Here is a 24,826-nt window from a genome sequence, read left to right as displayed (position 1 = left end):
AATTATTTATATTCCAGTGTGCCAATCTTTTGTGAATGCTCACTTTCACCCAATTCAGGTTCAGGCAAAACCTTAATCTTATCCATATTAGTATAAACAATCACAACTGTTGGATCATATCCTGCTTCCCTAATCGCTACTACATCCATTGTCGAAATTTTAGTGTTTTGGTCAACTCTCTGTCCTACTTCAACCAAATTTTCAAACGAAGCGCCCTTTAATTCGACCGTATCTAGGCCCATATGGACTAATACCTCTAAGCCAGCCGCGGTGGTTATTCCCAAAGCATGTTTAGTAGGAAAAACGGTTGAAATTTCACCGGCAACAGGCGCATAAATTGCTATTTCTTCAGGTTCAACAGCAAATCCGTCGCCCATCATTTTTTCAGAAAAGACCGCATCTTTGACCTCTGTAATCGGAATTATCTTTCCCGTCACAGGTGTATAAATATCTTCTGTTTTTTTCTTCTTGCCAAATCCAAACATTATTTAATCATCTCCTTTTTCATAATCATACAATACCATCTCGGTCTAGTAAACGATTGCAAAAAAATAAACGTTCCGTTGGAAACGTCCATTTTATTCAAGTCCAACTTTTTTGAAAATTTCGTCAACATGCCGTAAATGATAATGATAGTCAAAGGCATCAGCCACATCTTCGTCAGACAAATAGTTCATAATCTCACTGTCTTCCACTAATTTTCTAAAAGATACCTGCTCGGTCCAGGCCTTGGCAGTTAATTTTTGCACTAAGTCATAGGCCGTTTCCCGGGCTAATCCCGCCTCGTCAATCAATTTTAATAGTAACCTTTGCGAATAGATCAAGCCATAGGTCTTGTCCATGTTCTTCAGCATTGTTTCCGGAAAAACATCTAAATTAGTTAAAATGCGGTTGAAGCGATCCAACATGTAGTCAATGCCAATCGTCGTATCCGGCAAAATAATCCGCTCGGCACTAGAATGCGAAATATCCCGTTCATGCCACAAAGTCACATCTTCATAGGCCGTAATGATATGACCGCGCAGCACCCGGGCCATCCCGCAAAGATTTTCCGAACCAATTGGGTTACGCTTGTGCGGCATTGCCGACGAGCCTTTTTGGCCTGCACGGAAATGCTCTTCAACCTCGTGAATTTCGGAACGCTGCAAGCTACGGATCTCCGTTGCCCAATTTTCAATGCTGGTGGCAATCAGCGCCAAAACCGCAATGTATTCCGCATGCAAGTCTCGCGGCAATACTTGACTGGTAATCGGCTGTTGCGTCAAGCCCAGCTGTTTCAGGACACTAGTCTCAACAGCTGGCGGCACATTGGCAAAAGTACCCACAGCACCGGAAATCTTACCGGATTCTACACCCTTAGCAGCGTGCTCAAAGCGGTCAATATCACGGTTAAGCTCGGCATACCAGCGGGCCAGTTTTAAGCCGAAAGTCGTTGGCTCCGCCTGTACCCCGTGTGTCCGACCCATTTCAACCGTATTTTTATATTTTAAGGCCTTTTGTCTGATCGTTTGTTTTAAATTTTTCAAATCTTGGCGAATAATTTTATCGGCCTGCTTCAAGATGTAGCCCTGGGCCGTGTCTACCACATCTGTTGATGTTAAGCCAAAGTGCACCCACTTCTTTTCGGAGCCAAGACTTTCCGACACCGCCCTAGTGAAGGCCACCACATCATGGTGCGTTACCTCTTCAAGCTCAGCAACTCGGTCAGCCGAAAAACTGGCATTACGAGCAATTTTAGCCGCATCATCTGTCGGGATCGCACCTAATTCTGCCCAGGCATTGGTTGCCGCAATCTCGACCTTAAGCCAAGCAGCATACTTATTTTCATCTGTCCAAATTTTGTCCATTTCGGGGCGTGTATAACGTTCTAACATTTACATTTTCCACGGATCTTGTAACACAATTGTTTGCTCACGGTCTGGCCCTACCGAAACTGTTACCAGTGGCACACCGACAATTTCTTCAACACGTTTTAAGAACTTTTGCGCGTTTTCTGGTAGATCCTGCCAAGTTTTTGCAGCGGTAATATCCTCTTGCCAGGCTGGCAATTCTTCATAGACCGGCTTACAGCGGTAAAGTTCCTTCAGGCTGGCCGGGTAATAATCAATTTTTTGACCATCTAATTCATATGCAGTTGCGATTTTTACTGTATCAAAGCCGCTAAAAATATCTAGCAGGTTCAGGCTTAAAGCGTTAATTCCGGCAACCCGTTTCGCGTGACGCAGGGCGACCGAATCAAACCACCCAATACGACGCGGGCGGCCTGTAACCGTGCCGTATTCATGCGCGATCTCGCGAATGCGGTCACCGGTTGCATCTAACAGCTCTGTTGGGAATGGACCCTCACCTACCCGCGTTGTATAAGCCTTGCAGACACCGATCACGGTCTTCAGGCGGTTGGCACCCACACCGATACCACTGGCAATACCTCCGGAAATAGTATTGGACGAAGTAACATAAGGATAAGTTCCCTCATCAATATCCAGCATCACACCCTGAGCGCCTTCAAACAAAACCTTTTCTTCATTATCAAGTGCGTCATTAACTAAAACCGAAGTATCAGTGACATACTGCCTCAGCTTTTGACCATATTCATAATATTTAGTAAAAATTTCGTCAAATTCAAGTGCCGGTTTACCATAAACCTTGGTAAACAACGCATTCTTTTCCTGTAAGTTAGTTCGTAATTTTTCTTCGAAAGTATCTTTTTCCAACAGATCACAGACCCGGATCCCAATTCTTGAAGCCTTATCCATGTAGGTAGGCCCAATTCCGTTCTTAGTCGTGCCTATCTTATTGGCACCTTTAAATTCTTCTTGGTATTCATCCTGATTGATGTCGTAAGGCATAATGATGTGCGCGCGGTTGGAAATCTTCAGATTGCTGGTATTAATCCCATTTTCTTCAAGATTTGCTAGTTCAGCCAGCAAAACTTCAGGATTAATTACTACGCCGTTGCCAATCACGGCGGCCTTATCTGCCGCAAAAATTCCGGACGGGATTAGGCGCATCTTAAACGCTTTGCCATCAATTTCGATAGTATGCCCTGCATTATTACCACCATTGGATCGGACCGCATAAGCGGCATCCCTACTCAAAAAGTCGGTAATCTTCCCTTTGCCTTCATCGCCCCATTGACTGCCAACAACTGCAACTGCTGTCATTATCTTTCACCTCATCAAAAATTTACAAATCTCACAATCATTAGTCTAGCAGTTTCTTTCCTAGTGGTCAATTAAAAAACGAATTATAAAAGTTTTATAACTATTTATAGTTCGACTTTTATATTGACAAAAAGTATTTTCTCTTTTATAGTAAATTCTGTTTGATAAATTAAAACAAATTAGGAGTTAAGCTACATGAGTAATTATTTTAGTATGGAAGCCTTTGATTATGATGACATCCAGCTTGTCCCCAATAAAGGGATTATTAAAAGTCGGCATGATGCAGATACCAACGTCAAGTTCGGAACCCGAACATTTAAAATTCCCGTTGTCCCAGCAAACATGGAAAGCGTGATTGATGATAATTTGGCAGTTTGGCTCGCCCAAAATGACTACTACTATGTAATGCATCGGTTTCATCCAGAAAATCGGATTGCCTTTATTAAAATGATGCATGAAAAAGGTCTTTTTGCTTCCATTTCGGTTGGTATTAAAGACAACGAATATGCTTTTATTGACCAGCTGGCGGAAGAAAAAATCATTCCGGAATACATCACAATCGATGTGGCTCATGGTCATTCGATTTTCGTCATTAAAATGATCCAGTACATTAAGAAAAAATTACCAAACACTTTTTTGACAGCCGGCAACATCGCAACACCGGAAGCAGTCCGGGAATTGGAAAATGCTGGGGCCGATGCAACCAAGGTCGGTGTCGGTCCTGGTAAAGCCTGCATTACCAAACTGAAAACCGGTTTTGGCACCGGTGGTTGGCAGCTGGCAGCGTTAAGAATGTGCAGCAAGGCGGCAAGCAAACCGATTATTGCTGACGGCGGCATCCGGCACAACGGCGACATTGCTAAGTCGATCCGTTTTGGCGCCACAATTGTGATGATCGGCTCAATGCTGGCGGGGCATGAGGAGTCCCCCGGGAATATTATCAAAATCAACGGCAAAACCTACAAGCAGTATTGGGGCTCAGCCTCCGAGGTGCAAAAGGGGGCCTATCATAACGTTGAGGGCAAGCAGATGCTGGTGCCTTACCGCGGTTCAATTAAAGATACACTGAAAGAAATGCAGGAAGACTTGCAGTCAGCAATTTCTTATGCGGGCGGAAAAACCGTTAATTCAATCAAATTAGTTGATTACGTTATTGTTAAAAGTTCCATTTTAAGCGGCGATAAATAACTTTTTCTTATAAATGTTTAAATCTATATGGAAACAAGGGCGTTTTTTCGCTAAAATAAAGTAGCCCCAGTATTGTTAGGTAGTCAGTACTGGGGTTTTTATTATGCCGTTTTTTAAATTAACAAATAAATTAAAAATTTTATCTATAGCAAAAAAGTGTTTCTCAGCACCAGATCACATCTATCTAGTAAGTGCGGAACACTTTTTGCTTGAATAACTATTTTTTAGGCTACTTTACAAAATTTAGTTGTTATCAGAGCAGGAATTGAGCAAACTAATTCCTTTGATAAACAAAGCCAGAATAGCGTTTTTGTTTATATTGCTGCGCTAATTCAGGAGTACGATATGCATGATAAACCACCCAGAATCCCGCACCTTCAGCGGTAGTCAAAACCTGATTGCCATTTATCCTGGAAACATTATAAGATATTCCATCACCTGCACCTTGATTCCATCCCATAATATTTAAGTAGTATCTACCTTTAATCCGGACCTTAGCCGAAATAAAATCCCAGTTACTGGTTCTCTTTTGATAAGCCTTACTCTCCTTTTCAGGATCATGTTTGATATACTTATGCAAAAAGTCCCCTACTTTTCTCCGACCATGTTCATAACTGCCGTCAATGTTATTATCAAAAAATATTACTTGGATTTTTTTCGAATATTGATCGTAATAATACCAGTTGCCTTGCATTAAGCTTGGATAAGTCGCTTGGGTAATTTGCACATTTGTAAATTCATCCATATTTTCTGCAACACGATCCTTCTTAGTATCCTTAGAATTAGAAGCGGCAGCACTTTTTCTAGCCTTGTCGTGCTTAGATGGTGTCCTCATAGATGACGAAGAAACTACGCGTGACTTATTTAAATGATGTGTAGGTGTACTATTAGTCTTTTTTTGATCGTTAGCGCACCCAACTAGTAAACAGGCAACAATACCAATTAATGAGCTGGCCAATGTTCTTTTGAATTTCATTTTTACTTCCCCCAAAAATTTCAATGCTTTTTATTTAACAAATTCTATTCGACCTGCTGCCCAGAATAAATATACAAACAATATCATGCAGACAACTAAATCAAGCAGATAACCCCACAGCAAGGCAGCAATTCTGCCAATGTGCAGCTTAGTCTGTAACAACGCAGCAAAATAATCGCCCGCATCTAGGAAGAAGAAGCACAGAACACCGACGCTCCAGTCAAACTTTTTAAACCAAGGTAGAATTAGTAAGATCAGCAGACCAATACCGCATACAGTTTTAACAAAGTTATACTCTGTATGCGTCATCCAAGGCAGATTATTTCTTTTTTTAAATTCTGTTTTAACTTCTTCCATATTTTGTCTCTCCTCAAATTAATTTGCGATAACAAGAATTAAAAATATTATCCTTACTATATTATGATCTACCAAATAACGCAATCAATATTATATTTTAAGATGTTTTTTAGCAAAAGTATAAAATAAAAAATATAAGTATATAGGAGTGCCCGACTTTGGCAAAAAACTATCTTTCTGTTTACCGTGACCGACTAAAAGACAAGCAGTTAATTGACACGCACATAAAGAGGCATTGTGACATTTATTTGCCATTTTTCAAAGACTTTATTTTCTGGTTTAGAGAAAATCATCTGCTGTAGATTAATCAGCAAACTTCTTTCGCATCTCTAAAAACGGGTAAACAGAATTGTTCGTTTCTTGTTGGTGCTCCTTAATTACTTTAAAGCCCAATTTTTGATAAACTTTCTGAGCCCGCACATTGAAAGCTGCAACGTCTAAAATAATTTCCTTAACAGAAAATTTATTTAATGTATATTCAATGATCGCTTCTAAAAATTTTTGCCCGCGACCGTGGCCTGTCAGTTCCGGCTTCATCCCTAAGCCAATTTCATAGAGTCCCTTATCTTCGGCAACTTTTTCTACCATAAAAAAGCCAACTAATTTTCCATTATCAAGTACCTGGTAATAATTAGTCCCACGCAAACTTGGTGTGCTTATTTCCTTGTAATCCTCCGGATCGGCTGTCATATCATAGAAAGAATATTTACCCGGATAATGCCATTCATCAGCAATGATCATGGCATTTTCTTGCGTTAACTGCGCAATCTTATATGTCATTTCCTTATTTCCTTTATACGCTAATATTAAAAACAAAATAATGATTATTTAAAAGTATACGCTAAAAGCTATTGACAAACTATTGCTTTTGCCCTATCGTTATAAACAAGTTAATAAATTCCAATGCAATAGAGGTCGCGACAAGCACGAATTTAGTCTGAGCACACGTAATCGCTATGATGACTAATGTAAGGATTGCCGCCGAAATCGAATTTTATACGTGTGAAATTTTGGTTGGGCTGCAGGAAAATATCCTGTAGACTGTCCTGGTTTTCCCCAGGGAGCGCTATACGATTAATTAAACCTCGTTGTAATCGCAGCGAGGTTTTTTATTTACGCTTTTATTGTATTGGCTTTGTTTGAAACATATTTATGGAGGTTTTCAAAATGAAGTCAAGATGTAAATGGATGGTGACTGCAGTAATTGCAGTGTTGCTCAGTTTAATCGTTGGTTTTACCGCCAACCAAAAAACTGAAGCCGCTAAAAAGGATCCTGGTGTATTAAAAATTGCGATGGAGGCCAATTATCAGCCCTACAACTGGACCCAGACAGACAGTTCAAACGGGGCCGTACCAATCGACGGCTCGAACACTTTTGCCAATGGTTACGATGTTAAAATCGCTAAAATTATCGGACAAAAATTGCACCGCAAAGTTGTGGTTGTCAAGACCGAATGGGACGGCCTGCTGCCAGCCTTAACCAGCGGCAAGGCCGACCTGATCATTGCCGGGATGAGCCCAACCCCCGAAAGAGAAAAGGCGATTAACTTTTCTAAACCATACCGGCACAGCACTTTTGTTGTTATAAGCAAAATCAATGGCAAGTATGCCAATGCCAAGACTTTAAAGGATTTTAAAGGGGCAAAATTAACGGCACAGCAAGGCACGTTCCACTACCAATTAATTAGCCAATTGACTGGGGCTCACCGTGAACCGGCAATGCGCGATTTCGCAGCAATGCGGCAAAGTTTGATTTCCGGAACAATCGATGGTTATGTTGCCGAAGACACGGAGGCCACTTCCTTCAAGTTAGTTGATCCCGACATTAAGGCTATTTCAATCAGCAAGATGCCCGGTTTTAAAGCTTCTAAGGAAGAATCAGTTACTTCCATTGGGATTGCCAAGCCTAATAAGAAGCTGTTAAAAGAAGTCAACCAAGTTTTAGCAACAATTCCTAATTCCGAACGTGCAAAGCTAATGACTGAGGCAGTTAAACAGCAGCCCAAGACTGACAACAAAGACAGCAAAGGCAAGCAGGAAAACTGGTTCGTTTCCATGTTCAAGCAATACGGCGGAATGATTGTCAGCGGAATCGGCATGACACTGCTTCTTGCTTTCGTCGGCACCGTTGCCGGATTTTTCATCGGCCTATTTGTCGGAATTATCAGAACAATTCCTACCCCAACGACTCGCGGCAAGAGATGGGTACTTAATTTTGTAAAATGGTTGCTATCTGTTTATATTGAAGTTTTCCGAGGCACACCAATGATGGTTCAAGCCGCCGTTATCTACTATGGTATTGCCCAGTTCTGGCACTTAAACATGGATCGAACACTCGCCGCCTTAATCATCGTGTCCATTAACACCGGGGCTTACCTAGCCGAAATTATCCGGGGCGGAATTATTTCAACACCGCAAGGACAATTTGAGGCAGCTAGTGCCTTAGGAATGACTCATAACCAAAGAATGTGGCACATCATTTTACCGCAGGCGATCAGAAATTGCCTGCCGTCAATTACCAACGAATTTATCGTGAACATCAAGGATACCTCGGTTTTAAGTATTATTTCCGTATCCGAGCTGTTCTTCGTCGGAACAACAATTGCCAGTCAGACGTTCAAGTTCTTCCCAACCTACCTGACAATTTCAGCTATTTACCTGATTTTAACTTTTACCATCACCCGGATTTTCAACTTAATTGAAAGACACCTCAATGGTAGTAAGAACTACAATCTCATGGCAAACCAAGTTCAAGTTGGAATAAAAAAAGATGTGGAGGCAAATAACTAATGACTGAAGCAAATAACACGATTTTATCGTTAAAGCATATAAAAAAATCATTTGGTGATCACCAAGTTCTGCGTGACATTTCCTTTGATATCAACAAAGGGGAAATTGCCACAATTATTGGTCCTTCCGGCGGTGGTAAATCAACCACTCTGCGTTGCATCAACTTGCTTGAAGAGCCGTCGGGCGGCAGCGTTGAATTTCATGGCAAAAATGTTTTGGATCCAAAATTCAACCGCAATATTTACCGGGCAAAAGTCGGCATGGTGTTCCAGCAGTTTGATCTTTTTACCAATAAAAACGTCTTGGGCAACTGCATGGTTGGTCAGCAATTGATTCTTAAACGCTCCAAAGAAGAAGCACATAGGATTGCCATGGAAAACTTGACTAAGGTCGGCATGGAACAATACATCAATGCCCGTCCCAACCAGTTATCTGGTGGTCAGCAGCAACGGGTGGCGATTGCCCGAGCAATCTGCATGGATCCTGAAATCCTCCTCTTTGATGAGCCAACAAGTGCACTTGACCCCGAAATGGTTGGTGAGGTATTAGACGTTATGAAGCAGCTGGCAACCACTGGATTAACAATGATTATCGTTACCCATGAAATGTCTTTTGCCAATGATGTTTCCGATCAGGTCTTCTTTATTGATGACGGTGTGGTCGCAGAACAAGGCACACCTAACGAGATTTTCAACCATACTAAAGAAGAAAAAACGAAGAAGTTCTTGCGCAACTTCCAGAAATAGTTACACAAGTCTATTTAGCTTAGAATGCGTTCCTAGATCAATTAAAACTAAGATTAATTCTTTAGCGTTCACGTCAAAATTGTAGATCAATAGCCAATCGTCATTATATTGTCTATCAATATGCATTTCGCGGAAATTTGCAAATAATTTATGATCTTTGTGCTTATGCAAAAAAATTTGGTCATTAGTTTGAATAGCTTGCAGACAATAACTTATTTTATCCATCGGATAATGCTTTTTAGAATAATATTTATATGATTTTTTAAAGCGTCTGGTCGGTTCAATTTTCATCGTTCATTGCTTTTGTGAAATCTTCAATTGAATCATAGCTGCCAACAAAATCATGATTCTGAGCTTCTTGAATTGCTTCATCAAGCTCAGTTACTGGACGTAATCTGAGAGGAATGCTTTTAGTATGTTGTACTTCCTTAAGGTACATTTTTATTCCGGTACTCAAATCTAGACCGTAATACTTGAAAATAGCTGTAACTTCCTTTTTATCTTTTTCAGCAATTTTAAAATTCACTTGACTAATTTTTTCCATGATAAAATCATCTCCATTTTTAATTTATTATAGATGGTTGATATATAAGAAGTAAAGCAAAATATATATTACTTAAATATTAGCCAATAAAAATGTGTCTGGGAAAAAACTCAAATCAAAAAGGAATGTTAGAATAAAAAAACTAACATTCCTTTTTTATACAATCTTTTGTCTAGATTACACAACAAAAAGTTACAAAATTTAAAGATATTTACAATAATATTCGACTTTAATAATTGCTCTTAAATAATATTTTTAAAAAGCATGGTTTTTCCCAGACACATTTTTTCTTATTCATCATTCTCCTGGTGCCACTGCTTGATCTGCTCCAGCCGTTTTTTAAAGCGGTCTTCATGGCCCTCAGTTGTTGGGTGATAATATTCGTGACCCGCAAGATTGGATGGCATTGTTTTCATATTAGTCAGCTTATCCTTAGCAGAATGGGCCAACTGGTAATCCTTGCCGTAACCTAAATTCTTCATCAGTTTGGTCGGAGCATTACGAATCTGCAGCGGCACGGGTTCATCACTAGTTTTTTTAACATCTTCCGCTGCAGCCAGCCGGGCCTTATAAACTGCGTTAGACTTGGGCGCAAGCGACAGATAGATCACAGCTTCAGTCAAATGAACGTCACATTCGGGCATCCCCAGAAACTGGCAGGCCTGAAAAACATTGACAGCAACGTTCAGAGCATTGGTGTCAGCAAGGCCGATATCCTCACTGGCAAAACGCACAAGCCGACGCGCAATGTACAGCGGATCTTCCCCGCCCTCAAGCATCCGGGAAAGCCAGTAAATTGCCGCATCAACATCGCTGTTGCGCATTGATTTATGCAGGGCGGAGATGATGTTATAGTGCTCCTCACCATTCTTATCATATAAAACCGACTTGCGTGTGATCAGCTGCGATAAATTTGCCAGCGTGACCTTGACCACGTTGTCTTTTTTAACACCATTCAAAACCGCCATTTCCAGTGTGTTCAAAGCTGTCCGGGCATCGCCGTTGGCAAACTTGGCAATAGCCTTAATTTCCTGGTCACCAATCTCAACTTTTAACTTGCCAAAACCGTTGGGATTGCGCAAGGCATTCTGGAGCAATTTAACAATATCCTTGACCTCAAGGGCCTTTAAGACAAAAACTTTGCAGCGCGACAATAAAGCCGAATTAACTTCAAAGGATAGATTTTCCGTTGTTGCCCCAATTAAGGTTATGCTGCCGGCTTCAACGTACGGCAAAAATGCATCCTGTTGAGCCTTATTGAAGCGGTGAATTTCGTCAACAAATACCAAGGTCTTCTGCCCGATTTCACGTTCTTCTTCGGCCTCTTTCATAATTTTGCGGATTTTGCTGATGCTGCTGTCAACAGCGCTGAAATTATAAAAACTAGCCTGTGTTTGCCTAGCAATAATCTTTGCCAGCGTGGTTTTACCGACACCGGGCGGGCCCCAAAAGATCATCGAAGAGACTTGATCGTTATCAATCATCTCCCGCAAAATTTTACCGGGGCCCAGTAACTGTTCTTGACCGACAAATTCTTTTAAACTAGTGGGCCGAACTCGGCTCGCAAGCGGCATGTTCTTCTCATTATCAGCAAACAGTGATTCTTGTTTCATTGTCCCATCTTCTTTTTTATCACTCTGAATCTCATTAAACCTTATTATAGTTTAATTTTAGTAACTTAGCCTAGTCAGCCAAAAACAAATGATTTTTAAATGAAAGGGAAATTGTAAAAGAACCATAAGCAGAGTAGAATAATTGATATAGTAACCAGAAATAAAAGGAGGCAAAAATGATTAGAACAGAATTGAAGCAAAATGCCAAAAATCAGCTGCGCGGTAACTGGACTTGGGCAATAGGTGTTACGCTGATTATCAGCATTGTTAACCTAGTTATTTCAATTGGTTATTTCCAGAAAGCAATTCACGGCACTTTACCTGGTGTTAATTATCAAATTGAAATACGAGCCATCTTACAAACGATTCTTTCAATATTTACCAATTTTTTTGCGCTAAGCTTTGCTATTAGTTTTTTAAACTTAACTGAAGGCAAGAAAGACAGTATTGGTAAGGCAGCTTTTTCAATGTTTTACAATAACTTATTTACCCCCGAGCTTTTAAATTATATAATGCAGCTTCTATTTGAATTCTTCTGGAGCCTGCTACTGATTATTCCCGGAATTATCAAATCCTATTCTTATGCGCTGACGCCGTATATTGTCAAAGACATGGTTGAAAGTGGGCAAAAAGTGACTTATACAACAGGAGTAACCGCCAGCAAAGAACTAATGCAGGGACACAAATGGGAGCTGTTTGTATTAGACTTGAGTTTCGCCGGTTGGTACTTGCTGCTAATTTTTTTAGGCGCAATTATTGGCGTAGTTATCGGTTCTGCTGTTCATTTTAACTTAACTTACATCGCAACTTGTTCAATTGTTGCCGGCATAGCTGCGGGAATTGGCAACCTATGGCTCACTCCATATGTCCAAACAACCAAGGCCAACTTTTATCGTCAACTGGCTGGGGACCAATTTCAGCACTAAAACAGAAAATTTATCTAAAAACAGAACTGATGCAAAATGATGCGTCAGTTCTATTTTTTGCTATTCAATTAATTGCCAACGTCCGCGGCCCCTTGAAAAAGAAAAACCGGAAAGTCATATAAACAGTGGTAAATCATTCCCACAAGAAGGGAATCGGTGTAAAGATAAATTGCAGCTAAAAACAGAGCTGAGCTACCAACCCCAAACATTTGGTACAAGGTTGCCGGCAGCGATTGAAATGATATATTAGATAAATGCCACATGCCGAAAATTAAGCCATCAAAAAATACGGCTAAAACAAGTTGCCACTTATTATTTTGAAAAATCTTCAGCAGTAGATTTAAAACACAATACCGCATTAACCATTCTTCAGCAATTCCTGCCTCCAACACCGTAAAAATCATTTTGAGGTTCAAATTAAACTCAAGGTTAAAACTATAAGTTTGCCACGTTGAATAAAGATAATCCCATGTAGGATTAGCCAAGATTCTCGGAAAAATTTGATAAAAAATATTCAATACCAGCAAACAAATTATTAAAAAAATAATGCCGACTGAAACTTTAGACCCAAATTTAAAATGCGGCGCGTGAAAGCCCCATTCATGCATTGCAAGCAAAGTAATAATAATCAGAGCAAAACAGCCGGCAAAACCTGAATCATAAGCAGCTTCAAGTGCGGCTGTATAGCCTAAATCGGCGGCAGCAATCTGTGCCGCCCCAACCGTATTATTAAAAATAATCAAAGCAAGAAGAATGATCCGGCCCCAGTTATTTTGCACTTTTGCTAACGCAAGTTTAGCCATCGGAATATACATAACTAATGTGTAGATTCCAACAATAATCATCCAAAAAGTTGGATTTAAAAAATTAAAACGCAGGATCAATTTGGAAATCAGGCGTAAGGATTCGGGCAAAGTATAAGTAATGGCAAGCACTTCAAGATAATGATTGATTTTTTGCCATCTTGTCGCCTGTTCACTTTCTGATTTTACCAAGGTAAATTCAAGCAAGCAAAAAACAAAGCAAATTAATAAACTCCATAATCCCCGCTTGTTGATGTTAGGTAATGTCAACAAGCTGTAAACAAGCAGAACAATAAGTTGAATTACGACTTGTCCTAAATGCCATAGGCGTAATCTTTTATCAGCAAACATTTTTTACCCTTCCATACTTAAGTTTAATTTTCGACATTATAACTCTCTTTGAAATATTATGTTAAAATTTTATTAATAATTAATTTTAATCGATTTAAACAAAGGAGGAACTTATTATGCAATCTATTATTTATCTATTCATTAAAGGGGAATTTTATGAGTTTATTCAATTATTTCAAAAGGACAAAGTTCCAATTCATTCTTGTTATTGTTTTAACAGTTATTAACGCTGGCTGGCAGACACTCGGCGGTATTTCCAGTGCCAACGCATTAAGTGCGGTTGCCCAAATGAACGGCAAACAGTTTTTTATCTGGGTAGGAATTATGACCCTTGCATATACCTTTTATGCAGTTTTCGGCAATTGGATTACGGTTAGCACGGCCTATCTCACACAGAATATCGACACACTAATCAGAACCGATGTCGCTAAACGGCTGGCAGCGGCCGATTATCATTATTTTCATGAACAAACAACGGCCACCTATACTTCCTGGCTGACCAACGATATCAACACGATTAATGAATTTGGCATCGGCGATTTGATGATGATTATCCAGCAAATCAGCGAAATCAGCATGAGCGCCGTCACTCTGGCTTACTTTCATTACAGCCTGCTGATTACTACCGCCATTTTGACAATCATTATGGCAATCGTGCCCAACCTGTTCACCAAGTTAATGGCCAAGCGTTCACTTTCCTTCACACATGCCAACGAACGGCTGGTTAATACCATTAATGATCTTTTGGACGGCTTCAACACATTATTCTTGGCAAATGCCGCCCAGGTAATCGTCAACAAAATTAATGATGCTTGCGGTGACGTTAAAAAGCATGCGGTTGCCTATAAAAAGGCAGCCGGTGCCAGCGCGTGGACAACCAACCTGATTTCTTTTGCCTGCCAGAGCATCCTGCCAGAGCATCCTGCTCGCCCAAGCCGGTTGGCTGATCCTGCAGCATCTGACACCGGTTGGGACAATCAGCGGCGCGCAATTTTTTGCCGGAACAATTTTCGCTGAACTCAGCGGTATCAGTTTTAACTGGCAGGAATTCAGATCGCTCAAGCCGATTATGGCAAAATTAGCCAGTGTCAAAACGATGCCATCTAAAAAAGAAATTCCATTTACTGCTAATAGCGACATTTCTTTAAATCATATTTCTTACACTTATCCGCAGAAAGACAAGACAACGCTTAACAATCTCGCTTTCAGCTTTAAGAATAAAGGCAAATATATCTTAACCGGGGATTCTGCCGCAGGTAAAAGTACGCTGCTAAACATCATCAGCGGCCTAATTAAAAATTATCACGGGAAAATTTTTCTTGGCAAGCAGGATTATCACGACTTATCCGACCGGCAGTTTCATCAGCAAATATCTTATGTGCTGCAAAATCCGTATATTTTCAACGCTTCTTTAAGGTGGAACCTGACATTAGGCGAAGATTTTTCTATTGCAGAACTTGATCGGGTGATCAAAAAATGCGACTTAACTGCAACCGTTGCTAAACTGCCGCAAGGTCTAAACACCATGCTCGACAGTAAAGGTTATTCTCTATCCGGTGGGCAAAAGCAGTGCATCGCGTTTGCCAGGGCACTGCTGCGCAAGACACCGATTTATCTGTTGGATGAGGCGACTTCATCATTAGATAAAGAAGCAAGCACACAATTAGAAAAACAAATTTTAACCGATCCCGGAAAAACCGTCATCATGGTTACCCATCATTTACAAAAAGATATAGCAAACTTGGCTGACCAAGTTGTCGATCTTCAAAAAATCAATTCATAAAATAAATAGGCTGGAAAAGAATCACCTCTTTTCCAACCTATTATTTTTTCGCTGTTTTACCCATCTTGGCCCAAAAATAATGGACCAAATAGCAAACTGCAACAAACGGCAGTGTGCAGTACAACGCAATCCGCTGCTTCGGGTCAAACCAAATTAACAGACAAGATAACGCGCTCATCAAGAAAGCAAAGTACGGTACTAATGGCCAGCATGGTGTCTTAAACTTTAATTCACTGAGACTATGACCTTCCTTTAAAAAGCGTTTGCGAAAGTTAATCTCACTCAGTGCAATCGCCATCCACACAAATACTACGGCTAGTCCCGAAATCGAAACCAGCACCAAGTAGACCGTATCCGCAGCTACGACACTGGAAATCAGGGCAAAAATCCCGCCAAGCATGCTGAAAGTCAACGCAACAATCGGCGAACCCTCGTGATTTGTTTTCGCAAAGAACTTCGGAATAGTGCCTTCATTTCCTAATGACCACAACATCCGCGCCGATGCGTATAAGCCAGAATTGGCCGCCGAAACGATTGCCGTCAGCACAACAAAATTCATTATGTCACCGGCAAACGGAATATTCATCTGCTTTAGCACGTAAACAAAAGGACTCTGGGTCACCCCCGCCACCTTATATGGTATTAATGCTGACAAAACTACGATACTGCCAACAAAGAAAATAATTAACCGCCACAAGGTAGTATGAATTGCCTGGGGAATTGTTTTCTCTGGATCCTTGGCCTCTCCAGCAGTAACCCCGATTAATTCTGTTCCGGAAAAAGCAAAGTTTACCGTCAGCATTGTTGTGAAAACACCGTGCCAGCCGTTCGGAAAGAGGCCATTCTTATATAAATTAGTCAGCCCCGGCGCATGATGCATCCCACGCAACGGGATAATCCCCACAATCGCTAAAACGCCAAGAATAATGAAGGCAACAATCGCAAACACCTTAATCGCCGCCAGCCAAAATTCGCTTTCGGCAAAAGTTTTGACGGAGAAATAGTTAACCGCAAAAATTAAAATCATGAAAACAAGACTCCAGCACCAAACCGGAATGGTGGGAAACCATTGCTGCATAATCAAACCAGCAGCCGTAAATTCAGACCCCAAAGCAATGGTCCAGGTCAGCCAGTATAAAATCGCGACAACAAAACCGGTAGCGGGACCAATATAGTTTTTGGCATAAACATGAAAAGAGCCGGTATAAGGCATGGCCACGGCTAATTCTCCAAGGCACAGCATGACTGTATAAACCAAAACCGCACCAATCAAATATGCGATTATTGTCCCAATTGGTCCTGCCTGGTGGATGGTATAGCCCGAGCTTAGAAATAGCCCTGTCCCAATTACACCGCCTAATGAAATCATCCGGATATGGCGCGATTCCATTTTACGGTTTAAATGCATCTTTTTTTCCATAAATTATGCCCCTTGTTTAGCTTGTAAATTATATTATAATTAAAATAATATTACTACAAGAAAAAATTAGCAACGTTAATTTAGGAGAAAAGTATGAATTTAATAGAAGCAATCAAAAACAGGGGCTTGGTTTTAGACGGTGCAATGTCTGACGAATTAGAAAGACAGGGGATCAAAACCAATAATCATCTGTGGACGGCATCCGCTTTAATTACCGATCCGAAAACCGTCTACCAGGCACATATGAATTATTTTCAAGCCGGGGCTCAACTGGTAATTACCGATACCTACCAAGCAAATGTCCCTGCTTTTACAGAATTAGGTTATTCGAATGCACAAGCACAGAATTTTATCGCTTCTGCTGTCAAAATTGCCAAGCAAGCTCGGGAAGATTACGAAAAGCAAACTGGTAAGCATAATTTCGTCGCTGGGACAATTGGCGCTTACGGTGCCTATCTCGCAGACGGTAATGAATATCGGGGCGACTACCATTTATCTTCAAAAGAGTATCTTGACTTTCATCTTCCGCGTCTAACAACGATCATCGCTGAAAAGCCAGATTGTCTGGCAATTGAGACTCAGCCTAAACTTGAAGAAGTTATTTGTTTATTGACTTGGCTCAAAGAACAGCAGCCACAAATCCCAGTTTATGTAAGTTTCACCTTGCAAGACAGCCAAACAATCAGTGACGGCACCAGTCTCAAGACCGCAGTTAATGCTGTCAATAACTTCCCGCAGGTTTTTGCTGTTGGTGTCAACTGTGTCAATCCGCACCTTGTTAGTTCAGCAATTACCTGTATTCAACAAGAAACTAGCAAAGAAATTGTCGTTTATCCTAATCAAGGTGCTTCCTATGATCCCGCCAGTAAAACCTGGCAGAAAATCGCACACCCAATTGATTTTTATCAGGCCACTAAAAAATGGTACAAGTTAGGCGCGCATTTAATCGGCAGTTGCTGCACTACAGGTCCTGCCCAAACCAAAGAAATTGCTCAGGCCTTTGAAGAAATAGTGAAATAGAACTGGCTTTTTTCTAAAAATTTAATGTATCTAACTTGTATGCAAAAAGAAAGAAAGTTAAAAATGCTGCAAAAGTAACGTAATTATCATGTTACATAGCTTAAATACTTAATTAACCTAGTATCAACCATTTTAATAATCTAAAATAAATAATTACATATTAAATATGCGCTATAATTAACTGGAGAATAAACATTTTTTGAGGTGTCATAATGAAATTATTTACCAAGTTAGGAGTTGGACTGACGGCAATCATACTTTCCGTCAGTCTAGTTTTACCCAATACTAACTATCTACAAACAGTTCAAGCAGCAAAAAAGAAAAAAAATACAATTCGCTTGTGGCAAGATGCCTATGTCTACAACAAACACGGTCATAAGATAAAAGAAAAAAAGCATTCAGCTGTATACACTCCCTCAAAACTTGAATCTATCGCTCAAGTTGACACTAATGGCTATCTTTATCTTGAAAACTCTGACCTTGATGATTGGACTTATTCTTGGACAAAGATTGCTACGATTAACGGACAAAAATATTATTATTTAGGAAACGGCGCTTATATAAATGCCGCATATGTCAGTCAAGTCAATGGTAGAAACAGCAAAAAAGGCAAACTAGTGCTCGACCATGCAGCACGTGTTTACCAAAAAAATGGTAAGAAAACCAATACCGTTCTGACTAAAAATACCATTATCAAGTACACTGGCAAAGTTAAATACACCAGTCGTTTGCCCAAATATTTTTACTATACAAAGAAAAATAAACAGGCATATTTGCCAACCCATAAGATTAAAGGTAAAAATTTCTATTCCTTAGGGCACAATCGTTATATCAATGCTTACAACGTTGGCAATATTAATGGTGAAATTGCCCGCTACAATGGTGTTACTTATGCAATTGTTAACAAAACTGCGTTCACACAAGATATTTCTAATGGTATAACCAAGCATAAACTCAAGAAAGGACAAAAAATCAAAATTGACCTTGCCGTTATACCTTGGTCAGAAGATTTTTATGATTATATTTTTCGTCTTCATGATTATCCTGACGAATACATTGAGGAATATCTAATTACCCCAAGAAAGCAGCTGCCTATAAGTGATTATGATAAGCTGTCTTACACTCATGTCAAAGCTCAACCGAATACTAATATTCAACTCTATGACGTTAATGGCAAAGCAAGTAATTATAGCATTAAGGGTACTAAAGAAAACGACAATATTACAGTTGATGGACTCTTCTATATCTACTTGCCCAATGAAAACAAAGCTGAACTATTTTACCACTATTTATATGATTCAGATGAGGAGCAAATTATTGATAAAACTGAACCAGCAACCACTAACGGTATTAACAAAAGTGATAAAATCGACCAAGATATTTTTTCAAACAGTTTCATTAAAGCTAGTGACGTTAAATACGACCGCGGTATTAAATTAGACCCACTTAATACTATCCAAAATGCACAAACAGATCAAAAGGTAGCGACAGCAGCTGACAAAAAAGAACTAAAAGATCTTTTTGCTAAAAGTCAAAACATTGCTGGTGCAGGATCAAGTTTAGCTTCACTTGAGCAAAATTATCATAATGCGATCATTAATGCCGCAACAATAATCAGAGATAAAACTGCAACCATAAATCAGGTAAATGAAGCAGTTTGGCTACTAAAATTAACTGAAAAGCAGCTCAGTACCCTTGATTTTGAACCTTGGAGCTAAAACAACAAAAGAGCAACTCAATCATGAGCTGCTCTTTTGCTACTTAAAAGTAAATTTAGCTTCTTTAGCAAATTGTGGCTTCTTGCCATTATACATTACATAAACTTCCTTAGGACTCTTTTTAGCTGAATGCCTATAAAGTTTAAGCAGTTGCTTAGCTGTATACTTTTTGCCTTGAGGATGTCTAATCGTGCCCTTACCTATTGCCTGAATGTGTTTATAGCCTTGCCCGATTCCACAGCTCTTGCGTAAGATATAATGTCCCAGTTTAACCGCAAATCCGTTAAAATTACCAGCATTATCAAAGATAGAACTGTTGTGGATATTAAAATGACTTAAATCCACCCCGCTAAGGTTAGGAGTATGCTTAAACATCATTGTTGTATCTTTAACTTTGGGCAACCTTAACTGACTTAAATTCAAATTAACAAGTTTTGAACAATTACGAAACATGCAACTAGCATTCACCACTTTTTTAGTATTCCAACCAGCAAGATTTAGTTCCTTCAAATTAGTATCATGATCAAACATATTATTTAACAAAGTGACATTGCTCATGTCGAAACCGCTTAAATCTAAGCTGGTTAAATTAATATCACCTTTAAACATTGCCCACATGTTAGTTACACTTTGTGTATTCCAGTTTTTTAAGTTAAGCTTTACCAATTTGGGATCAGCTTCAAACATATAATGCATGTCCTTAACTGCTTTAGTATTTAACTTGCTTACATTAAGCTCTACCAATTCAGGATCCATTTCAAACATATAGCTCATATTGGTAACTTTTGGAGTCTTAAAACCTGACAAATCAAACTTGGTTAATTTTTTATTTCTAGAAAATATTCCTTCCATATTTGTTACATTTTGTGTGTCCAATTTACTTAAATCTAACTTATCTAAATTATTAAATCCACTAAACATGTCTGACATATTAGTCACATGACTTGTATCTAATTGGGATAAGTCAATTTGTGCAATTTGTGCATCACCAAATAAGTCTGACATATCTGTCACGTGACTAGAGGCAAAATGATTCAACTTTACCTCTGCATATTTGGTGCCAGCAAACATTGCTCGCATATTAGTTACCTTATTTGCATCAAAATTAGTCAAATCTAATTTAGCACCGTTAACACCAGCACCTGTAAACATGTTTTGCATATTGATAACATTGCCCGTATCAAAATGACTCAAATCTAAACTAGCAAGATTTGTATTATCAAACATTGCTGACATATTCGTTACATGACTTGTAACAAAGTTGCTCAAGTCTAAGCTAGATACGTGCGTTAGGCCATCAAACATTGCTGACATATCAGTTACGTTGTGTGTATCTAAATTTTTCAAATCCAAGTTAGTTAAGCTTTCTGCACCACCAAACATACCGGCCATATTAGTAACGTTACTCGTATTAAAATTACTTAAATCTACCTGTTTCAGTGACTTTAAAGCAAATAATCCCCTCATATCAGTAACCTTGGCCGTGTCAAAATGACTAGTATCTAACTGTGCCAATTTTTCAGCATCAACAAAAAGATAACTCATATTAGTGACGTTACTCGTATCAACTTTATCTAACCCTTTAATATCAACCAAATTACTAAAACCACTAAATTTTCGGGCTGAATTTGCAGCCAGCGTAACCGGAGTAGTAAATACAAGATGCCTAATATCACTGGCCCATGGCAATTCTTTGTTGACGGGTGTACTTGAGAGCTGCGCACCAGTTTGACCACTAATTGTTAAGGTTTTAGACAAAACATCATAGCTCCAAGTGCAATCACCGTCCGCACCTGTCCACATTGCATTATCCCAAGCCCATGAATTTGCTGGTTCTGGAACAGTATTAGCTGCATATACATGCGAACTACCCTTTAAACACAGTAAGCCCAAACAAGCTATTAAACTTATACCCAATTTTTTAGTTTTTAAATTATTCAATTTCATTATTACCGCCTCTTTTACCTATATATAATAATTATAAATATTTTCTCAGCTAACAGGTTAAACTTCATTAAATAATATCAACTTTCTTTTGTTGTTGATCTAACTTCCAGCCAGTATTAAAATAATTTTCACGCAAGGCGCGCAATTTATCATAATCACTCTGCAATCTAACAATCTCATCATCTCTTGCTCGTCATGTGCTTGCAAGGTGTTACTAAATTAGCCTGAGCAATTTCTTTCAGAGATTGTGGTGGATTAACGAATATTAGGGAAGACAGTTTTAACTGTCCTCTTTTTTACCCTTTAAGCAAAAAATATCCTGTTAATAAGATACTCATCAACAGGATAAATTATACAGCCTATTTTTCTAACTAACTCGCGCTGGCCACTGATTGCGATTTCGGCGGCAAATGCTTTGGCCCGTCAGTCATCACATAAGTTGCCACTGGCCGTTTCTTATTATTCTTACGGTAAAGGTGTAACAGCTGTTTAACTGTATATTTTTTACCCTTAGGGTGGTTGATTGTTCCCTTGCCGACTGCCTGAATGTGCTTGTAGCCATACCCGATAAATGAATATTTATTCAGCGGATAATTGCCGAGCTTCACACTAAAACGTTTAGGACTGCCGGCTTGTGCTAATATACTATTATTATTTTTATTAAAATGGCTCAAATCAATCCTAGTTAATTGATAATCATACTGAAACATATTCATCGTATCTGTAACTCTAGGCAAATAAATTTTGCTTAAGTCCAGATTCGTCAAATTATTGCAATTTCTAAACATTTCAACTGTGCTAGTGACATTTTTGGTGTTCCAGCCCTGCAAATTTATTTTTTTCAGTTTAGTATCACCGTCAAACATCTGTCGCATATAAGTCACATGACTGGTATCAAAATTATGTAAATCTAAACTAGTCAGCTTGGAATCAAATTCGAACATATCACCCATATTCGTGACGTTTTCCGTATTAAAATGACTTAAATTCAAACCGGTTAGTTGATCATTCCACGAAAACATGCCGCTCATGTCGGTAACATGACTAGTATCTAGCTTTGAAAGATCAAGATTATTTAAATGAGCAAAATTAGTGAACATGCGCGCCATTGTGGTCACGTGACTGGTATTCAGCTTACTCAAATCAAGCTGCTCTAATGCGGCCCCTTCAAACATACTATGCATATCAGTGACATGGCTAGTATCCAAATTAGTAAAATCAAGTGACTTCACTTTACTAGTAGAAAACATGTCAGACATGTTAGTTACTTTACTGGTATTAAAGCTGCTTAAATCTAACGCACTAGCACTAGCTCCGTAAAACATGTATTTCATATCCGTCACATTTTTCGTGTCAAAATGACTCAGATCTAACTTGCCCTCTAGTTTCTTAGCATTCCAGAACATCCCATTCATATTGGTAACATGACTGGTATCAAAATTGTGTAAATCTAGCGTTTTAGCCGCAACACCAGAAAACATATTGTTCATATCGGTTACGTTGCTGGTATCAAAGTGACCCAAATCGAGGCTCGTCATGTTGCTTGATTCAAACATTCGAGACATGTTGGTCACCCTATTAGTATCAAAATGACTCAGATCGAGGCTCGTCATGCCGCTTGATTCAAACATCTGGGACATGTTGGTTACTTTACTGGTGTTAAAATTATGCAAATTCAAATCGGTCAAATTCTTATCACCAGAAAACATGCTGGACATGTTAACAACATTACCGGTATCAAGGCTGCTTAGATCTAGACTTGTTAAAGCAGGATTTTCAGAAAATAGGCCAGTCATATTGACGACCTTAGCAGAATTAACTTTATCAAAACCCGTAATTGTTTTCAGGCTCTCAAAATCGCTAAATTTACCACCGGAATTAATGGCTAATGTTACCGGTGTTGCAAAATTTATGTGCTCAACATTTCTGAAAGGAATCAACCGCGCCAGCGGCGTTGAGCTTAATTGCTGGCCCTTCGGGCCACTGCTGATTGTTAAAGTTCTGGTCAAAATGTCATAACTCCAGCTGCAATCACCGTCACTGCCTGTCCACAAGGCAGGAAAAGTATTGTCACTTGCCGCCGGAGCATCAGCAGAAGCCGCCGTGACCGCTTGGTTGTTAACCGCTAACATTGCTGACCCCAAAATGACTAGTACAAGGCCTACTTTTAATTGAAATTTGAAATTCTGATTTATTTTTTTCATCGTTATTGCCTCTTTTTACTTACTATCATTATATGCAATATCCTGATTTTAAAAACTAAATGATATCTCCTTTTTGCTTTTCCTGCGTCAGCTTCCAGCCAGTATTAAAATAATTTTCACGCAAGGAACGCAATTCATCATAATCACTCTGCAAGCTATCAATTGCATCCTGCAGCTTCTTATTCTGTTTGCGCATTTGGTTTAATTCCGGATCATTGACGATGCCCTTTAAGTGCGCTTTAGCCGCTAGTTCCCGTCTTTTCTGTTCAAACTCACCTTTCAAAGTTGCCAATGCATTTTCGTACTTAACCAGTTTGTGATTAACCTCTGGAATTTGCTTGTTTAACTTCATGAATAAAGCAAAGGGCATGTTGGACTTGATTCGGTTACATTCTTTACAAGATAAAATCAAGTTATCGAAATCATTATTGTGCGAAAGTGACACCGGATCTTTATGATCAACACTGCGACCACGGCGGCCGCAATACTGGCAGCGATATTGGTATTTAGCACGGATGCGTTCACGATCAATGTAGTCAACCTCATTTAATTGAAAATCGACATTCAAGCCCATGTTTTCCAGGTTTTCAGCAAAAGTTAGCTCTAGTTTAGGAACAAAAGCAATTTTGCCTGTTTCACTGGCAATTACAGCTTCATTAAAATCTTGGCGGTTCAGTTGCGCTTGGGCCAATTCATTGCCATCATAATCTTGGATAAAAGCCTCATAGCGTTTGCGCGCATCTTTATTTTTAATTAAAAAAGTAGTGTTATCAGCACCATTTTTTTGTCCAACAAAAGTATAGAGCAGGCTCTGCGCAAAGATATTGACCGCAATATTGGCAAAATTTTCTGCTTGTTCACCGCGCTGCTGGCACAGGTCACAAATGCTGGTCAGCTTAGGATTCATTAACCCCTCTTGTTTAAAATGTAGAGAATTCATGCGTAAACCGCAACTGCTGCACTGAAATTTCACTTTTATCTCCTTTGATTCACTAATTGTTACTTTAATTTTACTCAAATCAGAGCAAGAAAAAAAGGCAGATCGCCTTGACAATCTACCCTTTAATTTTATTAGAAACAGACTATTTGTTTTCGTCTGCCTTGGCCTTATTCAAGAAAGCAACAACTGCTGCTACATGGGCAACACGTCTCTTACCATTTTTCTTGTTCTTAGGTCTTTGGTTTGGCTCACAACCAGTGTTGTAGTTTTCACCTTTACGCATAGTACTATACTTCCTTTCAAGATTTTCGAAAATCTTATTTAGTTTACCACGCA

General features: G+C 39.3%; 24 protein-coding genes and 1 riboswitch. Of the genes, 9 read left to right on the top strand and 15 right to left on the bottom strand.

The window, feature by feature from the left end:
• Positions 1-2: 2 nt before the first annotated feature.
• The 3 genes from PT285_RS00895 to PT285_RS00885 form a co-directional block, all read right to left on the bottom strand.
• Positions 3-485 carry a PTS glucose transporter subunit IIA gene (locus tag PT285_RS00895; protein ID WP_277147076.1) on the bottom strand — a complete coding sequence of 161 codons (483 nt, stop codon included), beginning with the start codon at positions 483-485 and terminating at the stop codon, positions 3-5.
• Positions 486-578: 93 nt separating this feature from the next.
• A complete protein-coding gene (purB, locus tag PT285_RS00890; protein WP_277147074.1) occupies positions 579-1,874 on the bottom strand; it encodes an adenylosuccinate lyase in 1,296 nt (431 codons plus the stop codon).
• Positions 1,875-3,164 carry an adenylosuccinate synthase gene (locus PT285_RS00885; protein ID WP_277147072.1) on the bottom strand — a complete coding sequence of 430 codons (1,290 nt, stop codon included), beginning with the start codon at positions 3,162-3,164 and terminating at the stop codon, positions 1,875-1,877.
• Between the two features lie 195 nt (positions 3,165-3,359).
• Between PT285_RS00885 and PT285_RS00880 the strand changes: the two genes are divergently transcribed.
• Positions 3,360-4,352: a GMP reductase gene (locus PT285_RS00880; RefSeq protein WP_277147070.1), complete on the top strand. Its 993-nt coding sequence runs from the start codon at positions 3,360-3,362 to the stop codon at positions 4,350-4,352.
• Positions 4,353-4,626: 274 nt separating this feature from the next.
• On the opposite strand, the gene PT285_RS00875 is transcribed toward PT285_RS00880, so the two are convergent.
• Both PT285_RS00875 and PT285_RS00870 read right to left on the bottom strand, forming a co-directional pair.
• Positions 4,627-5,328 (bottom strand): hypothetical protein, encoded by a 702-nt coding sequence (locus PT285_RS00875; protein ID WP_277147068.1) that lies wholly within the window; start codon positions 5,326-5,328, stop codon positions 4,627-4,629.
• 30 nt (positions 5,329-5,358) lie between these two features.
• Entirely contained in the window at positions 5,359-5,685 is a 327-nt protein-coding gene (locus PT285_RS00870) for a hypothetical protein (RefSeq protein WP_277147066.1), read from the bottom strand.
• A gap of 158 nt (positions 5,686-5,843) precedes the next feature.
• Here PT285_RS00870 and PT285_RS00865 point away from each other — a divergent pair, with 158 nt between their 5' ends.
• Positions 5,844-5,987, top strand: coding sequence for a hypothetical protein (locus PT285_RS00865; RefSeq protein ID WP_277147064.1), 144 nt, complete (start codon positions 5,844-5,846; stop codon positions 5,985-5,987).
• Between the two features lies 1 nt (position 5,988).
• On the opposite strand, the gene PT285_RS00860 is transcribed toward PT285_RS00865, so the two are convergent.
• Complete coding sequence (locus PT285_RS00860; RefSeq protein WP_277147062.1) at positions 5,989-6,465, bottom strand: GNAT family N-acetyltransferase; 477 nt, start codon at positions 6,463-6,465, stop codon at positions 5,989-5,991.
• Positions 6,466-6,586: 121 nt separating this feature from the next.
• A riboswitch (Lysine riboswitch) is annotated at positions 6,587-6,762 on the top strand.
• Between the two features lie 90 nt (positions 6,763-6,852).
• On the opposite strand from PT285_RS00860, the gene PT285_RS00855 reads away from it, so the two are divergent.
• Together PT285_RS00855 and PT285_RS00850 are read left to right on the top strand one after the other, a co-directional pair.
• A complete protein-coding gene (locus tag PT285_RS00855) occupies positions 6,853-8,475 on the top strand; it encodes an ABC transporter substrate-binding protein/permease (protein ID WP_277147060.1) in 1,623 nt (540 codons plus the stop codon).
• Positions 8,475-9,221, top strand: a complete 747-nt coding sequence (locus tag PT285_RS00850; protein ID WP_277147058.1) for an amino acid ABC transporter ATP-binding protein — start codon at positions 8,475-8,477, stop codon at positions 9,219-9,221. The genes PT285_RS00855 and PT285_RS00850 overlap by 1 nt, the downstream gene beginning before the upstream one ends.
• Here PT285_RS00850 and PT285_RS00845 read toward each other — a convergent pair whose 3' ends face one another.
• The 3 genes from PT285_RS00845 to PT285_RS00835 form a co-directional block, all read right to left on the bottom strand.
• The gene (locus tag PT285_RS00845; protein ID WP_277147057.1) at positions 9,222-9,512 is read right to left on the bottom strand and encodes a type II toxin-antitoxin system mRNA interferase toxin, RelE/StbE family; all 291 of its coding nucleotides are present in this window, start codon (positions 9,510-9,512) and stop codon (positions 9,222-9,224) included.
• Entirely contained in the window at positions 9,502-9,765 is a 264-nt protein-coding gene (locus PT285_RS00840) for a type II toxin-antitoxin system RelB/DinJ family antitoxin (RefSeq protein ID WP_277147055.1), read from the bottom strand. The genes PT285_RS00845 and PT285_RS00840 overlap by 11 nt, the downstream gene beginning before the upstream one ends.
• Before the next feature lie 290 nt (positions 9,766-10,055).
• The gene (locus tag PT285_RS00835) at positions 10,056-11,378 is read right to left on the bottom strand and encodes a replication-associated recombination protein A (protein ID WP_277147053.1); all 1,323 of its coding nucleotides are present in this window, start codon (positions 11,376-11,378) and stop codon (positions 10,056-10,058) included.
• Between the two features lie 176 nt (positions 11,379-11,554).
• On the opposite strand from PT285_RS00835, the gene PT285_RS00830 reads away from it, so the two are divergent.
• Complete coding sequence (locus PT285_RS00830; protein ID WP_277147051.1) at positions 11,555-12,304, top strand: DUF975 family protein; 750 nt, start codon at positions 11,555-11,557, stop codon at positions 12,302-12,304.
• Positions 12,305-12,372: 68 nt separating this feature from the next.
• Here the strand turns inward: PT285_RS00830 and PT285_RS00825 are convergent, their stop codons facing one another.
• A complete protein-coding gene (locus PT285_RS00825; RefSeq protein ID WP_277147049.1) occupies positions 12,373-13,458 on the bottom strand; it encodes a CPBP family intramembrane glutamic endopeptidase in 1,086 nt (361 codons plus the stop codon).
• A 156-nt stretch (positions 13,459-13,614) separates the two neighbouring features.
• On the opposite strand from PT285_RS00825, the gene PT285_RS00820 reads away from it, so the two are divergent.
• Together PT285_RS00820 and PT285_RS00815 are read left to right on the top strand one after the other, a co-directional pair.
• A complete protein-coding gene (locus PT285_RS00820; RefSeq protein ID WP_277147047.1) occupies positions 13,615-14,475 on the top strand; it encodes an ABC transporter transmembrane domain-containing protein in 861 nt (286 codons plus the stop codon).
• Positions 14,476-14,527: 52 nt separating this feature from the next.
• A complete protein-coding gene (locus PT285_RS00815) occupies positions 14,528-15,241 on the top strand; it encodes an ATP-binding cassette domain-containing protein (protein WP_308203024.1) in 714 nt (237 codons plus the stop codon).
• Positions 15,242-15,281: 40 nt separating this feature from the next.
• Here PT285_RS00815 and PT285_RS00810 read toward each other — a convergent pair whose 3' ends face one another.
• Complete coding sequence (locus PT285_RS00810) at positions 15,282-16,661, bottom strand: amino acid permease (protein WP_277147045.1); 1,380 nt, start codon at positions 16,659-16,661, stop codon at positions 15,282-15,284.
• Between the two features lie 93 nt (positions 16,662-16,754).
• Between PT285_RS00810 and mmuM the strand changes: the two genes are divergently transcribed.
• Positions 16,755-17,681: a homocysteine S-methyltransferase gene (mmuM, locus tag PT285_RS00805; RefSeq protein ID WP_277147043.1), complete on the top strand. Its 927-nt coding sequence runs from the start codon at positions 16,755-16,757 to the stop codon at positions 17,679-17,681.
• Positions 17,682-17,893: 212 nt separating this feature from the next.
• Positions 17,894-19,399, top strand: a complete 1,506-nt coding sequence (locus PT285_RS00800; RefSeq protein ID WP_277147041.1) for an SLAP domain-containing protein — start codon at positions 17,894-17,896, stop codon at positions 19,397-19,399.
• A 39-nt stretch (positions 19,400-19,438) separates the two neighbouring features.
• On the opposite strand, the gene PT285_RS00795 is transcribed toward PT285_RS00800, so the two are convergent.
• The 4 genes from PT285_RS00795 to PT285_RS00780 form a co-directional block, all read right to left on the bottom strand.
• Positions 19,439-21,346, bottom strand: a complete 1,908-nt coding sequence (locus PT285_RS00795; protein ID WP_277147039.1) for a BspA family leucine-rich repeat surface protein — start codon at positions 21,344-21,346, stop codon at positions 19,439-19,441.
• 371 nt (positions 21,347-21,717) lie between these two features.
• Positions 21,718-23,550 (bottom strand): BspA family leucine-rich repeat surface protein, encoded by a 1,833-nt coding sequence (locus PT285_RS00790; RefSeq protein WP_277147037.1) that lies wholly within the window; start codon positions 23,548-23,550, stop codon positions 21,718-21,720.
• Between the two features lie 55 nt (positions 23,551-23,605).
• Positions 23,606-24,523: an HNH endonuclease gene (locus PT285_RS00785; RefSeq protein ID WP_277147035.1), complete on the bottom strand. Its 918-nt coding sequence runs from the start codon at positions 24,521-24,523 to the stop codon at positions 23,606-23,608.
• A 109-nt stretch (positions 24,524-24,632) separates the two neighbouring features.
• Positions 24,633-24,773 (bottom strand): hypothetical protein, encoded by a 141-nt coding sequence (locus PT285_RS00780; RefSeq protein WP_277147033.1) that lies wholly within the window; start codon positions 24,771-24,773, stop codon positions 24,633-24,635.
• Positions 24,774-24,826: the final 53 nt, after the last annotated feature.

Origin of the sequence: Lactobacillus sp. ESL0791, assembly GCF_029433255.1 — a bacterium.
Classification (GTDB): Bacteria; Bacillota; Bacilli; order Lactobacillales; family Lactobacillaceae; genus Lactobacillus.
Note: the sequence above shows the minus strand (reverse complement) of the source record. Positions and strands in the feature narration are given on the sequence as shown.

Bases quoted from the DNA above. Each gene is read 5' to 3' on its own strand.
- PT285_RS00895 (WP_277147076.1), bottom strand. From the start codon at position 485: ATGTTTGGATTTGGCAAGAAGAAAAAAACAGAAGATATTTATACACCT.
- purB (WP_277147074.1), bottom strand. From the start codon at position 1,874: ATGTTAGAACGTTATACACGCCCCGAAATGGACAAAATTTGGACAGAT.
- PT285_RS00885 (WP_277147072.1), bottom strand. From the start codon at position 3,164: ATGACAGCAGTTGCAGTTGTTGGCAGTCAATGGGGCGATGAAGGCAAA.
- PT285_RS00880 (WP_277147070.1), top strand. From the start codon at position 3,360: ATGAGTAATTATTTTAGTATGGAAGCCTTTGATTATGATGACATCCAG.
- PT285_RS00875 (WP_277147068.1), bottom strand. From the start codon at position 5,328: ATGAAATTCAAAAGAACATTGGCCAGCTCATTAATTGGTATTGTTGCC.
- PT285_RS00870 (WP_277147066.1), bottom strand. From the start codon at position 5,685: ATGGAAGAAGTTAAAACAGAATTTAAAAAAAGAAATAATCTGCCTTGG.
- PT285_RS00860 (WP_277147062.1), bottom strand. From the start codon at position 6,465: ATGACATATAAGATTGCGCAGTTAACGCAAGAAAATGCCATGATCATT.
- PT285_RS00855 (WP_277147060.1), top strand. From the start codon at position 6,853: ATGAAGTCAAGATGTAAATGGATGGTGACTGCAGTAATTGCAGTGTTG.
- PT285_RS00850 (WP_277147058.1), top strand. From the start codon at position 8,475: ATGACTGAAGCAAATAACACGATTTTATCGTTAAAGCATATAAAAAAA.
- PT285_RS00845 (WP_277147057.1), bottom strand. From the start codon at position 9,512: ATGAAAATTGAACCGACCAGACGCTTTAAAAAATCATATAAATATTAT.
- PT285_RS00840 (WP_277147055.1), bottom strand. From the start codon at position 9,765: ATGGAAAAAATTAGTCAAGTGAATTTTAAAATTGCTGAAAAAGATAAA.
- PT285_RS00835 (WP_277147053.1), bottom strand. From the start codon at position 11,378: ATGAAACAAGAATCACTGTTTGCTGATAATGAGAAGAACATGCCGCTT.
- PT285_RS00830 (WP_277147051.1), top strand. From the start codon at position 11,555: ATGATTAGAACAGAATTGAAGCAAAATGCCAAAAATCAGCTGCGCGGT.
- PT285_RS00825 (WP_277147049.1), bottom strand. From the start codon at position 13,458: ATGTTTGCTGATAAAAGATTACGCCTATGGCATTTAGGACAAGTCGTA.
- PT285_RS00820 (WP_277147047.1), top strand. From the start codon at position 13,615: ATGAGTTTATTCAATTATTTCAAAAGGACAAAGTTCCAATTCATTCTT.
- PT285_RS00815 (WP_308203024.1), top strand. From the start codon at position 14,528: ATGGCAAAATTAGCCAGTGTCAAAACGATGCCATCTAAAAAAGAAATT.
- PT285_RS00810 (WP_277147045.1), bottom strand. From the start codon at position 16,661: ATGGAAAAAAAGATGCATTTAAACCGTAAAATGGAATCGCGCCATATC.
- mmuM (WP_277147043.1), top strand. From the start codon at position 16,755: ATGAATTTAATAGAAGCAATCAAAAACAGGGGCTTGGTTTTAGACGGT.
- PT285_RS00800 (WP_277147041.1), top strand. From the start codon at position 17,894: ATGAAATTATTTACCAAGTTAGGAGTTGGACTGACGGCAATCATACTT.
- PT285_RS00795 (WP_277147039.1), bottom strand. From the start codon at position 21,346: ATGAAATTGAATAATTTAAAAACTAAAAAATTGGGTATAAGTTTAATA.
- PT285_RS00790 (WP_277147037.1), bottom strand. From the start codon at position 23,550: ATGAAAAAAATAAATCAGAATTTCAAATTTCAATTAAAAGTAGGCCTT.
- PT285_RS00780 (WP_277147033.1), bottom strand. From the start codon at position 24,773: ATGCGTAAAGGTGAAAACTACAACACTGGTTGTGAGCCAAACCAAAGA.